Annotated in this window: 12 protein-coding genes; all 12 read left to right on the top strand. The window is 69.2% G+C overall.

The window, feature by feature from the left end:
- The coding region (locus CEK68_RS18320) for a GNVR domain-containing protein (protein ID WP_304951767.1) at nucleotides 1-599 on the top strand (599 nt) is incomplete at its 5' end.
- A 309-nt stretch (nucleotides 600-908) separates the two neighbouring features.
- A complete protein-coding gene (locus CEK68_RS18325; RefSeq protein WP_017916111.1) occupies nucleotides 909-2,369 on the top strand; it encodes an undecaprenyl-phosphate glucose phosphotransferase in 1,461 nt (486 codons plus the stop codon).
- 178 nt (nucleotides 2,370-2,547) lie between these two features.
- Nucleotides 2,548-3,825 (top strand): polysaccharide biosynthesis protein GumE, encoded by a 1,278-nt coding sequence (locus CEK68_RS18330; RefSeq protein WP_152240239.1) that lies wholly within the window; start codon nucleotides 2,548-2,550, stop codon nucleotides 3,823-3,825.
- On the top strand, nucleotides 3,822-4,919 hold the full coding sequence (locus CEK68_RS18335) for an acyltransferase family protein (RefSeq protein WP_152240240.1): 1,098 nt from the start codon (nucleotides 3,822-3,824) through the stop codon (nucleotides 4,917-4,919). The genes CEK68_RS18330 and CEK68_RS18335 overlap by 4 nt, the downstream gene beginning before the upstream one ends.
- A gap of 43 nt (nucleotides 4,920-4,962) precedes the next feature.
- The gene (locus CEK68_RS18340; RefSeq protein ID WP_152240241.1) at nucleotides 4,963-6,096 is read left to right on the top strand and encodes a glycosyltransferase family 4 protein; all 1,134 of its coding nucleotides are present in this window, start codon (nucleotides 4,963-4,965) and stop codon (nucleotides 6,094-6,096) included.
- Complete coding sequence (locus CEK68_RS18345) at nucleotides 6,093-7,142, top strand: GDP-mannose--glycolipid 4-beta-D-mannosyltransferase (protein ID WP_152240242.1); 1,050 nt, start codon at nucleotides 6,093-6,095, stop codon at nucleotides 7,140-7,142. The genes CEK68_RS18340 and CEK68_RS18345 overlap by 4 nt, the downstream gene beginning before the upstream one ends.
- Complete coding sequence (locus tag CEK68_RS18350; protein ID WP_152240243.1) at nucleotides 7,139-8,641, top strand: lipopolysaccharide biosynthesis protein; 1,503 nt, start codon at nucleotides 7,139-7,141, stop codon at nucleotides 8,639-8,641. Before CEK68_RS18345 ends, CEK68_RS18350 begins: the two co-directional genes overlap by 4 nt.
- Before the next feature lie 52 nt (nucleotides 8,642-8,693).
- Nucleotides 8,694-9,884: a glycosyltransferase gene (locus CEK68_RS18355; RefSeq protein WP_152240244.1), complete on the top strand. Its 1,191-nt coding sequence runs from the start codon at nucleotides 8,694-8,696 to the stop codon at nucleotides 9,882-9,884.
- Nucleotides 9,885-9,935: 51 nt separating this feature from the next.
- Nucleotides 9,936-10,727, top strand: a complete 792-nt coding sequence (locus tag CEK68_RS18360; protein WP_152240245.1) for a polysaccharide pyruvyl transferase family protein — start codon at nucleotides 9,936-9,938, stop codon at nucleotides 10,725-10,727.
- The gene (locus CEK68_RS18365) at nucleotides 10,714-11,505 is read left to right on the top strand and encodes a WecB/TagA/CpsF family glycosyltransferase (protein WP_152240246.1); all 792 of its coding nucleotides are present in this window, start codon (nucleotides 10,714-10,716) and stop codon (nucleotides 11,503-11,505) included. Before CEK68_RS18360 ends, CEK68_RS18365 begins: the two co-directional genes overlap by 14 nt.
- 74 nt (nucleotides 11,506-11,579) lie before the next feature.
- Nucleotides 11,580-12,050: a cupin domain-containing protein gene (locus tag CEK68_RS18370; RefSeq protein ID WP_152240247.1), complete on the top strand. Its 471-nt coding sequence runs from the start codon at nucleotides 11,580-11,582 to the stop codon at nucleotides 12,048-12,050.
- Nucleotides 12,051-12,067: 17 nt separating this feature from the next.
- Nucleotides 12,068-13,117 (top strand): TraB/GumN family protein, encoded by a 1,050-nt coding sequence (locus tag CEK68_RS18375; protein ID WP_226977953.1) that lies wholly within the window; start codon nucleotides 12,068-12,070, stop codon nucleotides 13,115-13,117.
- Nucleotides 13,118-13,473 lie beyond the last annotated feature (356 nt).

Raw genomic sequence — 13,473 nt, forward strand, 5'->3', positions numbered from 1 at the left:
CGGCCTGGCGCCAGGCCGGCATCGGCGACGGCATGGGCCTGCCGCAGGTGGTCAGCAACCCGTTGATCCAGAATCTGCGCGCCGAGCAGGCCAAGATGACCGCCGACTACCAGCAGAAGCTGGCGACGTTCCAGCCCGGCTACCCGGAGATGCAGCGCCTGCAGAACCAGATCGCCGAGACCAAGCGGCAGATCGCCGACGAGGTCGCCAACATCCGCAGCGCGTTGAAGAACGACTATGAATCGGCGCGTCAGCAGGAAACCTTGCTGGCCGACCGCATCGCCGCCCTGAAGAACGACGAACTGGACCTGCAGACCCGCAGCATCCGCTACACCATGCTGCGCCGCGAGGCCGACACCAACCGCCAGCTCTACGACGCGCTGCTGCAGCGCTACAAGGAGATCGGCGTGGTCGGCAACGTGGGCACCAACAACATTTCGATCGTCGACCGCGCCGATGTGCCGGGCAAGCCGAGTTCGCCGAAGAAGCTGCTCGGCCTGGCGCTGGCCTTCGTGTTCGGCCTGTTCCTGGCGGTGGCGGTGGCGCTGGTGCGCTACTTCATCCGCGAGGCCGAAGCCGCGGCGGCGGCCTCGGCGTGATGTCGCGGTGTCATGGCGCGCCGCACCGCGCGAGGCGCGGGTGCGTGCCGCACCGCACACAACGGCATCGGTTCGACGCACAGTCTTCAGAGAGGTGATACGTGGTTCAGCTAGGCAATGAGGTGCTCCATTATTTTCCAGCGCGGTTGTACGAAGACGTTGTTCTGTTGAAGTAATCACGGGCTGCCGTGGACCTGGGGTCGGCGAGGGAGGCGCCGCAGCGGTCCACAGGCAGGCGAAATCGAGGCCCGGCGGCGTCGCATGTTCCCCCGCATGCCGATCGACCGGGTTTGGATAGGAATCCCGATCATGCTTTTGGCAGACCTGAGTAGCGCCACCTATACGACCTCCTCGCCGCGCATGTTGTCCAAGTACGCGGCCGCGGCAGACATCCTGTTGCGCGTGTCCGACCTGACCGTCATGGTCGGCGGCGCGTTGCTCACCCACCGGTTGCTGTTCGGCACCTGGATGCCGGAACCGGCCTACCGGGTGGCGATCGGCACCACGCTGCTGTACGCGGTGATCTGCTTCGCGCTGTTCCCGCTGTACCGCAGCTGGCGCGGGCGCGGCCTGCTGCGCGAGATGATGGTGTTGAGCCTGGCCTGTGGCGGCGTGTTCGCCCTGTTCGCCATGCATGCCTTCGTGGTGCAGTTCGGCCAGCAGGTCTCGCGGCTGTGGATCGGCACCTGGTTCGTCACAAGCCTGGGAACGTTGCTGCTCTCGCGCACGCTGGTGCGCGGCGTGCTCAACCGGTTGCGCTCGGAAGGCGTGGACGTGCAGCGCGTGGTCGTGGTGGGCCTGCGCCATCCGGTGGTGAAGATCCACAACTACCTGAGCCGCAATCCCTGGGTGGGCATGCAGGTGGTGGGCTACTTCAGCAGCGACTACGACCTGTCGGTGGCCGACCATCCGCAGAAGCTGCAGTGCCTGGGCGAGGGCACCGCAGACGCGCTGATCGACTACCTCGACGACCACCAGGTCGAGCAGGTGTGGATCTCGTTGCCGCTGGGCGAGCGTGACCACATCAAGCAGCTGCTGCAGCGCATGGACCGCTATCCGATCCAGGTCCGGCTGATTCCCGATCTGTTCGACTTCGGCATGCTCAACCAGTCCGGCGACCAGATCGGAAACGTACCGGTGATCAACCTGCGCCAGGGCGGCGTGGACCGCAACACCTACTTCGTGGTCGCCAAGGCGCTGCAGGACAAGCTGGTGGCCCTGGCCGCACTGGCGGTGCTGTGGCCGCTGATGCTGGCGATCGCGGTGGGCGTGAAGCTGAGCTCGCCGGGCCCGGTGTTCTTCCGCCAGCGCCGCCACGGCCTGGGCGGGCGCGAGTTCTACATGTACAAGTTCCGCTCCATGCGCGTGCAGCAGGAGCCCAGCGACGTGGTGGTGCAGGCCACGCGCGGCGACAGCCGGGTGACCCGCTTCGGCGCGTTCCTGCGCCGCACCAGCCTGGACGAGCTGCCGCAGCTGTTCAACGTGCTCGGTGGCAGCATGTCGGTGGTCGGCCCGCGTCCGCACGCGGCGCAGCACAACACCCACTACGAGAAGCTGATCCACCATTACATGCAGCGGCATTACGTCAAGCCGGGGATCACCGGCTGGGCGCAGGTCAATGGCTTCCGCGGCGAGACGCCGGAACTGCGCACGATGAAGAAGCGCATCCAGTACGACCTGGACTACATCCGCCGCTGGTCGTTGTGGCTGGACACGCGGATCATCGTGCTGACCGCGTTCAAGGTGCTCGGGCAGAAGACCGCCTACTGATGCGCCCGATGCGTCTTCTTCCCGCCGACCGTGTGCAGCGTCGGCGTCGCTTCCGCGTCGCCGTCGTTCCCGTGCTGCCTGCGTCGAATGACGTGGCGCGCGACGCGTTTCTGCCGCGCGTGACGGCAGCCGATGGCCGCGTTGGCGTGCAACGCGCCGTCGCCGCAGCGAGGTGCGCATGCTGAGCGCGCCGGACATGCCGCTGCGCGAGCAGCGTCGCAACCTGCTGATCGAGCTGGTGCTGTTGTTCGCCGTCGGCTACAACTTCGTGCTGGCGGTGATCAACGCGAAGGTGTTCCGGGTCAGCCCGGCGATGACCTACGCGGTGGAACTGGCGGTCTATGCGGCCTGTTTCCTGCTTGGCATGCGCGCGCTGGACCGCAAACGCATGGCGATGGTGTTCACCGGCATCGCCCTGCTGGCGCTGCTGATGCTGGTGCGCCTGTTCATGGCGTGGACGCTGGATCCGAAGTTCTTCCGCGATGCGCTGATCCCGTTCGCCTTCCTGATGCTCGGCGCGGCGTATACCGGCTCGCTGCCGCGCATGTTCGTACGCATGGCGCTGCTGGTGTCGCTGGTGGCGGTGTTCGAACTGGCCCTGCCCAAGGTCTACGGCGACGTGGTCAACCCCAAGAGCTATTTCGTCAACGCGCGCGGCGCCAGCGCGTCGAGCTTCTGGAACCAGGACAGCAACCTGTTCGTCAGTGCGACACGGCCGGGCGCGCGCAACTTCCTGCCGTCCTCGAACCTGCCGCGCGCCTCCTCGGTATTCATCGAGCCGGTGACGATGGGCAACTTCATCATCTTCTTCACCGCGATCCTGCTGACGTTCTGGCGCTGGATGCGGCCGCTGGCGATCGTCGCCTCGGTGGCGATGATCGGCTTCCTGATCGTGGCCTCGGACGGGCGCCTGGCCGCCGGTACCTGCGTGATGATGGCGCTGCTGAGTCCGTTGCTGCTGCGCATGGACCAGCGCCTGGGCTTCTTGATCTTCTTCGCGGTGATGGGCGGAGCGTGGCTGCTGGTCTGGGCCTCCGGCATCCAGAGCTACGAGGACACCACGTTGGGCCGGGTGTTCTTCACCGTCGATTCGATCCGCAGGATGAGCGCCGATGCGTGGATGGGGCTGGACGTGGACCAGCCGTACCGCTACTTCGACAGCGGCATCGCCTACTTCATCTCCTCGCAGTCGGTGCTGCTGGTGCTGGCGTTCCTGCTGGCGTACTCGTTCGCGATGCTGATGCGCACCATCGAAGGGCAGTTGTTCAAGAACCTGCTGATTTTCGCCTTCTCGCTGAGCCTGCTGGTCTCCAACGGCTATTTCTCGATCAAGACTGCGGCGCTGTGGTGGTTCGTCTGCGGGTGCCTGTGGCAGATGGCGCCGCGCCTGCGCGATGCGTCCGCGCTGCCTGCGGGGCCGGGCCCGGTCTCGCGGATTCCGGCGGTGCCGGCATGAGTGCGCCCGCCACGGCCGTCTCCGCATCCGTGCCCGCGCAGGGCCGCAGCGCACGGGCGAGCGCGCCGCGCGACATGCGCATCGATGCGGCCAAGGCGATCGCGATCCTGCTGGTGGTGTTCGGCCATGCCAAGGGCATTCCGCACGCCTACGTGATCCTGGCCTACAGCTTCCACGTGCCGATGTTCTTCCTGTTGTCGGGCTGGGTCGGCGAGGCCTTCGGCAATCGCCCGCTGAGCCTGGCCACGGTCGGCAAGCTGGCGCGCAGCCTGTTGTTGCCCTATGTGGCGTTCTTCTTCGTTGCCTACGCGTACTGGATGCTGACCCGGCACATCGGCAGCAAGGCGCAACTGTGGGGCGACCGGCCGTGGTGGGAGCCGCTGCTGGGCCTGGTCAGCGGCATCGGGCCCAAGCTCTACGTGATGCCCGCGCTGTGGTTCCTGCCGGCGCTGTTCGTGACCACGCTGGCCTATCTGGCGCTGCGTCGTACGCTGTCGTTGCCGGTGCTGGCCGGGCTGTCGTTGCCGCTGGCCTGGGGCTGGGCGTGCTGGTTCCCGGGGCAGGACATGCGCCTGCCGTTCTCGCTGGACGTGCTGCCGGTGGCGTTGTGCTTCTTCGCGATCGGCGCGCTCGCCGCGACGCGGGCGCAGTGGTGGCCGGCACGGCCGGCCGGCAATGCGCTGGCGGCGCTGCTGCTGGGCGCGGCCTGGTTCGCGATCGCCTGGCACAACGGCCGCGTGGACGTGAATATGCTCAAGTTCGGCGCTTCCCCGCTGGCGTTCCTCGCCGCCAGCCTGCTCGGCAGCGCCATGGCGCTGTGCGTCGCCGGGCTGCTGCGGCACTGGGCCTGGCTGCAGTGGATCGGACGCAACACCTTGCTGATCCTGTGCACGCATACCTTGTTGTTCTCGGTGATGGCCGGCGTCGCCGCCCGTACCGGCCTGGTCCGCGGCGATGCCTGGGGACCGGCCTGGGCGGTGTCGGTGAGCGTGCTGGCGGTACTGGCCAGCGTGCCGATGCGCGCGGTGCTGGTGCGGATTGCGCCGTGGATGATCGGGGTGCGTCGCAGTGCGTTCGCGGGAGCGACGGCATGACGGCGGCGTTGCGGGCCGCGCACGGGCTTGATGGAGGCCGGGCATGAAGGTGGTGCATGTGGTGCGCCAGTTCCATCCGTCGGTCGGCGGCATGGAGGAGGTGGTGCTGAATATCGCGCGCCGCCATCTGCAGCAGGGCCGCGACCAGGTCGAAGTGGTGAGCCTGGAGCGGGTGTTTACCGATCCGCAGCAGCGCCTGGCGCCGCGCGACAACCATCAGGGCGTGCCGATCGTGCGCTTGCCGTACCGCGGCTCCTCGCGCTACCCGCTGGCGCCGTCGGTGCTGTCGGCGGTGCGCGGCGCGGATCTGCTGCACGTGCATGGCATCGACTTCTTCTACGACTTCCTGGCCCTGACCCGGCTGCTGCACCGTGTGCCGATGATCGTGTCCACCCATGGCGGTTTTTTCCATACCACCTATGCCTCGCGCCTGAAGATGCTCTGGTTCAAGACCCTCACCCGCGCCTCGGCGCTCGCCTATGCGCGGGTGGTGGCGACCAGCGAGAACGATGGCCGGCTGTTCTCGCAGGTGGTCGCGCCGCAGCGGCTGCGGGTGATCGAGAACGGGGTGGACGTGGACAAGTTCGCCGGGCAGGGCAGCGCCACGCCCGGACGCACGCTGATCTACTTCGGGCGCTGGTCGGTCAACAAGGGCCTGCTGGAGACGTTGGACCTGGTGCGTGCGCTGGCCGCACAGGATCCGGCCTGGCAGTTGATCGTGGCCGGGCGCGAGTACGACTTCAGCATGGCCGACCTGCAGCAGGCGATCGCCGAGCGCGGCCTGCAGCAGCGGGTACGCCTGCAGGTGGCGCCGACCCAGGCGCAACTGGCGCAGTTGCTCGGCAGCGCGCAGTACTTCGTGTGCCTGTCGCGGCACGAGGGGTTCGGCCTGGCCGCGGTGGAAGCGATGAGCGCGGGGCTGCTGCCGATCCTCAGCGACATCCCGCCGTTCGCGCGCCTGCAGCGCGAGTCGGGGCAGGGCGTGCTGGTCGACCCGGCCGATGCGCAGGCGGCCGCGGCCACGGTGCGCGCCTTCGCCGCCGGCACCGATGCGGACTTCGCCGCGCAGCGCGCAGCGGCGATGGCCTACGCACATCGCTACGACTGGGACCGCGTGGTCGGCGCCTATCTGGACGAATACCGCCTGGCGCTGGGCGGCGCGGAGGGCGGCCGATGAGCGGCGAGAGCCAGCGCCACGGCACGTCGCAGCAGGCCGCGCCGGCGGTCACCGTGCTGCTGTCCACCGAGCGCCCGACCGCGACCACCAATCCCTATCTGACCCAGCTCTACGCGGCGTTGCCGCCGCAGGTGCAGTTGCGCTTCTTCTCGATGCGCGCGGCGCTGCTGTCGCGCTACGATGTGCTGCATCTGCACTGGCCGGAGTACCTGCTGCGGCATCGCACCGCGCTCGGCACGCTGGCCAAGCAGCTCTGTGTCGCCGTTCTGCTGCTGCGCCTGCGCCTGGCCGGCGTGCCGCTGGTGCGCACCCTGCACAACGTGGCGCCGCACGAGGACAAGGGCTGGCGCGAACGCCTGCTGCTGCGCTGGATCGACCGCCAGACCGCGCGCTGGATCCGCATCAATGCGACCACGCCCGCACGCGCGCCGGCCACCGATACCATCCTGCACGGCCATTACCGCGACTGGTACGCGCCGCTGCCGCAACCGTCGCGGGTGCGCGGGCGCCTGCTGCACTTCGGGCTGCTGCGCCCGTACAAGGGCGTGGAGACGTTGATCGCGACGTTCGGTGCATTGCCCGATCCCCAGCTCAGCCTGCGCATCGCCGGCAACCCGATCGATGCGCAGATCCGCGGCGTGGTCGAGCGCGCCTGCGCCGAGGATCCGCGGATCAGCGCGCGCCTGCAGTACGTGGAGGACGCGGTGCTGGCGCAGGAGGTCGGGGAGGCGGAACTGGTGGTGCTGCCGTACCGGCAGATGCACAACTCCGGCACCTTGCTGCTGGCGCTGTCGCTGGCGCGCCCGGTGCTGGCGCCGTGGAGCGAGGCCAATGCGGCCATCGCCGACGAGGTCGGCGCGCAGTGGGTGCAGTTGTACCGGGGCGAGCTGGATGCGGCGCAACTGGCGCAGGCATTGGCGCAGGCGCAGCAGGTGCCGGCCGACGCCGTGCCGGACCTGTCGCGGCGCGACTGGAACGGCATCGGCCTGCAGCACTACCGCAGCTATCTGCAGGCGCTGACCGCGCGCCGCGGGGAGGGCGCATGAGCAGCGCCGAGACCCCGCGGCCGGCAGCGCCGCAACCCGGACTGGGCGCCCGCGCCGCCGGCGGCGCAGCGGTGACCATGGCCGGGCAACTGGCCAAGATGGTGGTGCAGTTCGGCGGCATCATTCTGCTGGCGCGGCTGCTGACGCCCTACGACTACGGCCTGATGGCGATGGTGACGGCGATCGTCGGCATGGCCGAGATCCTGCGCGACTTCGGCCTGTCCTCGGCGGCGATCCAGGCCAAGCACGTCAGCCGCGAGCAGCGCGACAACCTGTTCTGGATCAACAGCGGCATCGGCCTGGCGTTGGCGATCGTGGTGTTCCTGTCCTCGTCGTGGATCGCGCACTTCTACCGTGAGCCGGCCTTGCTCGGCATCTCGCAGGCGCTGGCGGTGACCTTCCTGTTCAACGGCATGACCACGCAGTACCGCGCGCACCTGAGCCGCGCGCTGCGCTTCGGCCAGGTCTCGCTGAGCGATGTCGGCGCGCAGGTGCTGGGCCTGCTGGCCGGCGTCGGCGTGGCCCTGGCCGGCTACGGCTACTGGGCGCTGGTCTGGCAGCAGGTGGTGCAGGCGCTGGTCAATCTGCTGATCGCCGGCGCCTGCGCGCGTTGGCTGCCGCGCGGCTACCGGCGCGATGCGCCGATGCGCACCTTCCTCAGCTTCGGCTGGAACCTGATGGCGGCGCAGTTGCTCGGCTACGCCAGCCGCAATGTCGGCCAGGTGATCATCGGCCACCGCATCGGCGCCGAGGCGCTGGGCCTGTACAACCGCGCGTTCCAACTGCTGATGATGCCGCTGAACCAGATCAACGCGCCGGCTACTTCGGTGGCGCTGCCGGTGTTGTCGCAGTTGCAGGACGACCCGCCGCGCTTCGGCAACTTCCTGCTGCGAGGGCAGACGGTGATGGTGCACCTGATCGTGGCGCTGTTTTCCTTCGCCTGCGCGCTGGCGATGCCGCTGATCGTGCTGGTGCTGGGCGAACAGTGGCGGCCGGCGGTGCCGCTGTTCCAGGTGCTGACCCTCGGCGGCATATTCCAGACCGCCTCCTACGCCACGTACTGGGTGTTCCTGGCGCTGGGCCTGATGCGCCAGCAGCTGGTGTATTCGGTGGTGGGGCGGGTGATGCTGATCGCCTGCATCTTCGCCGGCTCGCTGTGGGGCGTGATGGGCGTGACCGTGGGCTACACGCTGGGCTTGTTGGTGATGTGGCCGCTGTCGGTGATCTGGATCGCGCGCATCGCGCCGCAGATCCCGGCCTGGGAGTTGTTCAACAACGCCTTGCGCGCGGTGCTCGGCTACGGCGTCTGCGGCGTTGCCGCGTACTTTGCCGCACAGCAGTGGGGTGGCGCGTCGTTGTGGCTGCAACTGATCTTCGGCGCGGTGGCGATGGCGCTGGGCTGCCTGCTGGTGTTCGCGCTGTGGCCGGCGTTCCGCCGCGACGTGTTGGCGATCCTGCAGATGCGCACGCTGTTGCGTCAGGCGCGTGGGCCGCGATGAACACCGGACTGTCGCGTTTTTCTTTCCCTTTCACCCGCACAGGAGCGAGCGCATGAGCGATTCTTCCGCAGCGGCGGCGCTGCCCGCATCGGCACCGGCCGCAACCACCAGTGGGCGTGCGCCGTGCTACCTGGTGCTGTCGGCGCACGACTACCGCACGCCGCGTCGCGCCAACATCCACTTCATTGCCGACGAGCTGGCCAAGCGCGGCCCCACGCGGTTCTTTTCGCTGCGTTACAGCCTGCTGTCGCGGCTCAAGGGCGATCTGCGCCTGCCGCTGGACGCCACCGCCAACCAGGTGGTCCGCCACAACGGCGTGGACTGCTACCTGTGGCGCGCGCTGCTGCATCCGTTCAACACCCGGCGGCGCTGGCTGCGGCCGCTGGAAGACCTGATGTTCAAGGTCTACGCGGCGCGCGCGCCGGCCACGCTGATCCGCTGGATGCGCGAGGCCGACGTGATCGTGTTCGAGAGCGGCATCGCGGTGGCGTTCATCGCGCTGGCGGCGCGGATCAACCCGACCGCACGCAAGGTGTACCGCGCCTCCGACGGCTTGAGCACGATCAACGTCGCCGACTACATCGAGCGCGAATTCGACCGCGTGGCGCCGAGCCTGGACGTGATCGCGCTGGTGTCGCCGGCGATGGCCGAGGAGGTCGCCAGCCGCCACAACGTGTACCACGTCGGCCACGGCGTGGACCACGACCTGCACACGCTCGGCGACCCCTCGCCGTACGGCGAGGGCATCCATGCGGTGGCGGTGGGCTCGATGCTGTTCGATCCCGATTTCTTCGTCGCCGCCAGCCGCGCCTTCCCGCAGGTCACCTTCCACGTGATCGGCTCGGGCATGGGGCGCGCGCCGGGCTATGGCGACAACGTGGTGGTGTACGGCGAGATGAAGCACGCCGAGACCATCCGCTACATCAAGCACGCGCGCTTCGGCATCGCCCCGTACGCGTCCGAGCAGGTGCCGGCGTATCTGGCCGACAGTTCGATGAAGCTGCTGCAGTACGACTTCTTCGGCCTGCCGGCCGTCTGCCCCAATGCCGTGGTCGGCCGTTATCCGTCGCGCTTCGGCTACACGCCTGGCGACGAGGCGTCGATCGTCACCGCGATCGGGCAGGCGCTGCAGGCGCCGCACGTGCGCCATCGGCAGTGCCTGAGCTGGTCCGACACCACCGACCGGGTGCTGGACCCGGCCGCCTACCCGGAGACCCGTCTGTTCGCCGACGGCGTGGCCTGAGTCCACGCCCCGGCTTGTCCGCCGTACCCCCCGCGCAACCAAGGAGGACCGATGTCCGCATTGCAAAAATGGATCGATTACGAAGAGCGCCGGGCGCTGTTCTGGTGGAAGCCGAAGAACGGCGAGATCAACGTCGGCGATCATCTTTCCAAGATCATCGTCTCCAACGTGCTTGGCCAGCGCGACCGCACCTTGCTGGACAAGCGCGACAAGCGCACGCGGCTGATCGCGATCGGCTCGGTGCTGCATTTCGCCCGCGACGGCGACACCGTGTGGGGCAGCGGCGTCAACGGCAAGATTCCCGCCGACCGCCATACCTTCCGCCAGCTCGACGTGCGTGCGGTGCGCGGCCCCAAGACCCGCGCGTTCCTGCGCGAGCGCGGCCTGCAGGTGCCGGAGGTTTACGGCGATCCGGGTCTGCTGATGCCGTTGTTCTTCCCGCGCGAGGCGCTGTTGCCGCCATCGGCACGGCAGCCGTTCCTGGTGGTGCCGCACTTCAACGAACCGTTGGACAAGTATGCGCAGTACAAGGACCACTTGGTGCTGCCGAACCGCCAGCCGGCCGCCTTCGTGCGGCAATTGCTCGGCGCCGACCTGGTCGTGTCCAGCTCCTTGCACGGGCTGATCCTGGCCGAGGCCTACGGCGTGCCGTCGGTGTACCTGGACTGGGGCAACGGCGAGGACCGCTTCAAGTACGACGACTACTACGCCGGCACCGGCCGCGGCCGCTGGCATGCCGGGCACACGGTGGAGGAATGCGTGGCGCTGGGCGGCAATACCGTGTTCGACCTGGCCGCGGTGCAACGCGGCCTGTTGGAGAGCTTTCCGCATGACCTCTGGTGAGCGCGCGACCGGCGAGGTGCTGGCGCTGGGCGGTTATCCGATCCTGCGCAGCACCGAGACCGAGTTCGTTGCCGCGTTGCTGCAGGCGCTGGCGCGCGGCGAGCGCCGCCAGGTGTTCTTCGCCAACACCAACTTCGTGGTGCAGTGCCAGGCCCTGCGTGCGCAACTGGCTGCGCCGGACGTGTGCATCGTCAACGACGGCATCGGCATGGACCTGGGCGCGCTGCTGGTGCACGGCCGCCGCTTCGCCGGCAACCTCAACGGCACCGATCTGATTCCGGCGCTGTGCCGGCAGAGCCCGCGGCCGCTGCGCTTCTTCCTGCTCGGCGGCCGTCCCGGCGTGGCCGACACCGCGGCGCAGACCTTGCGGCAGACGCTGGGGCAAGAGGTGGTCGGCACCTGCGACGGCTATGCCGAGTTTGCCGCGGCCGGCGACGGGCTGGCCGCGCGCATCAACGCCAGCGGCGCCGACGTGCTGCTGGTGGCGTTCGGCAATCCGCTGCAGGAGCGCTGGCTGCTGCAGCACGCGGCGCAACTGCAGGTGCCGCTGGCGTTCGGCGTGGGCGCGTTGCTGGACTTCCTGTCCGGCACCGCGCGGCGCGCGCCGGCCTGGGTACGCCGGCTGCGCATGGAATGGATCTATCGCCTGCTGCGCGAGCCGCGGCGCCTGCTCAAGCGCTACAGCTGGGATCTGCTGGTGTTCTTCGCGGTGTGCCTGCGGCATGGCAGGCGGCTGGGCGCCATGCCGCCTGCACGCGACTCGCTGCGCCCCTCGTGACGTCGAGCGGCCGCCGCCGCGGAAATGGCGCGGCCTGACATCCGCACGGCCGTGCGCCGGATTAGACTGGACGCATGTCCAGCGCCGCCGCTTTCCGAATCGCCGCCTTGGTGCGCGACCTGTCGCTGCTGCCGCACCCGGAAGGCGGGCGCTACGCGCGCGTGCATACCTCGGCCCTGATGGTGCAGCACGAGCAGACGTCGCGCCCGGCCTGCACCGCGATCCGCTTCCTGCTGGCGCAGGGCGAAGTCAGCAATTGGCACCGCATCGATGCCGACGAGACCTGGCAATGGGAAGAGGGCGGGGCACTGGAACTGCTGGGCTTCGATCCGCAGCATGGCCTGCAGCGCTACCGCCTGGATGCCAGCGAGCGTGGCGGCATGCCGTCGGTGGTGATCGCGGCCGGCACCTGGCAGGCCGCGCGTCCGTTGGCCGACTACTGCCTGGTGCGCTGCGTGGTGGCGCCGGGGTTCCTGTGGGAGCGCTTCGAACTGCTGGCGGACACCGACCCGCTGGCCACGCATCTGCCGAAGCTGGCGGACTGATGCCGGGGCGGCGCGGGGTGCGCGCAGCGACCGCGCTGGGGATCGTCGCGCGCCGGCTCGGCCCGGCGTTGTGCCTGGCGGCGGCGTTGCTGGCGGCGGGCATGCCCGCCGTGCAGGCGCAGACCGCGACGCCGGCCGCACCAGCCCATCCGCCGGTGGTCGACCTGGAGGCGGTGCTGGTGAGCGGGCGCCAGCCCGGCCCGGGGCTGTGGCAGGTCCGCCGCGGCGACCACGTGCTGTGGATCCTCGGCACGGTGTCGCCGCTGCCCAAGCGCATGCAGTGGGAATCGGGCGAAGTGGAGCGGGTGATCGCCCAATCGCAACAGGTGATCGCGGCGCCGACCCTCACCCTGGACTCGGGCCTGGGCATGTTCCGCAGCCTGATGCTGCTGCCGTCCCTGCTCAAGGCGCGGCGCAATCCCGACGACCGCACCCTGCAGCAGGTGCTGCCGCCGGAGCTGTATGCGCGTTGGCTGCCGCTGAAGGCGCGCTACCTGGGCCGCGACAGCAGCGTGGAACGCTGGCGGCCGGTGTTCGCGGCGCAGGAGCTGTACGAAGCGGCGATGCGCACTTCCGGCCTGAGCCTGGGCAGCGTCGTGCAGCCGGTGATCGCGCGTGCGGCCAAGCGCGCCAGGGTGCCGATTGTGCCGGTGGTGGTGGAGGTCAAGGTGCCCGACGCCAAGCGCGCGCTGCAGGAGTTCCGGGCGACCTCGCTCAACGACAGTGCCTGTTTCGCGCGCACCTTGCAGGTCATCGATCGCGACCTGGAGACGATGCGCCAGCGCGCCAATGCGTGGTCCGAAGGCGATCTGGACACGCTGGCCGCGCTGCCCGCCAACGATCAGTACCGCGTCTGCCTGGACGCGGTCGGCGAAGCGGCGATCGCGCGCAAGCTGGGCCTGGGCGATGTGCGCCAGCGTGCGCAGGCGGCCTGGTTGCAGGTGGCCGAGCGGGCGCTGGCGCAGAACCGCTCCAGTTTCGCGGCGTTGCCGATGCAGACCCTGCAGGAGCCGGGCGGGCCGCTGGATCGGCTACGCGCCAGTGGCGCCGAGGTGATCGCGCCCTAGGGCGTGTCATCAATTCCCGAGTATGCCGCGTTGGGTCTGGCAGGCGCGCGGCCGGCGTTGCGTGGCGCAGCGCCTGACTGGCCGTCAGGTCAAGCCGCGCGGCGCCGGCCGCGCGCCTGCCAGGCCCAACCCGAAGGGCCGCGATTGCGCGCGCCCATGGCCGCGTCATCGCCCGGGCGTGGACGGGCGTCCACTTCCTCGCTCTTCCTTGCCACAGGCGCGCGCCATCGCGGCACGGCATGCCCGGGGATTGATGATACTCCCTAGGTCAAGCGCTGGGGAAGTCGTGGCCAGCGGCATCGGATAGCGGCACATCGAGAACCTGTGGACATGCCGAAAGCTGTCAACGCAGAGTC

Origin of the sequence: Xanthomonas sp. LMG 12461, assembly GCF_009192935.1 — a bacterium.
Taxonomy (GTDB): domain Bacteria; phylum Pseudomonadota; class Gammaproteobacteria; order Xanthomonadales; family Xanthomonadaceae; genus Xanthomonas_A; species Xanthomonas_A sontii.

Bases quoted from the DNA above. Each gene is read 5' to 3' on its own strand.
- CEK68_RS18325 (WP_017916111.1), top strand. From the start codon at position 909: ATGCTTTTGGCAGACCTGAGTAGCGCCACCTATACGACCTCCTCGCCG.
- CEK68_RS18370 (WP_152240247.1), top strand. From the start codon at position 11,580: ATGTCCAGCGCCGCCGCTTTCCGAATCGCCGCCTTGGTGCGCGACCTG.
- CEK68_RS18345 (WP_152240242.1), top strand. From the start codon at position 6,093: ATGAGCGGCGAGAGCCAGCGCCACGGCACGTCGCAGCAGGCCGCGCCG.
- CEK68_RS18335 (WP_152240240.1), top strand. From the start codon at position 3,822: ATGAGTGCGCCCGCCACGGCCGTCTCCGCATCCGTGCCCGCGCAGGGC.
- CEK68_RS18355 (WP_152240244.1), top strand. From the start codon at position 8,694: ATGAGCGATTCTTCCGCAGCGGCGGCGCTGCCCGCATCGGCACCGGCC.
- CEK68_RS18350 (WP_152240243.1), top strand. From the start codon at position 7,139: ATGAGCAGCGCCGAGACCCCGCGGCCGGCAGCGCCGCAACCCGGACTG.
- CEK68_RS18330 (WP_152240239.1), top strand. From the start codon at position 2,548: ATGCTGAGCGCGCCGGACATGCCGCTGCGCGAGCAGCGTCGCAACCTG.
- CEK68_RS18360 (WP_152240245.1), top strand. From the start codon at position 9,936: ATGTCCGCATTGCAAAAATGGATCGATTACGAAGAGCGCCGGGCGCTG.
- CEK68_RS18365 (WP_152240246.1), top strand. From the start codon at position 10,714: ATGACCTCTGGTGAGCGCGCGACCGGCGAGGTGCTGGCGCTGGGCGGT.
- CEK68_RS18340 (WP_152240241.1), top strand. From the start codon at position 4,963: ATGAAGGTGGTGCATGTGGTGCGCCAGTTCCATCCGTCGGTCGGCGGC.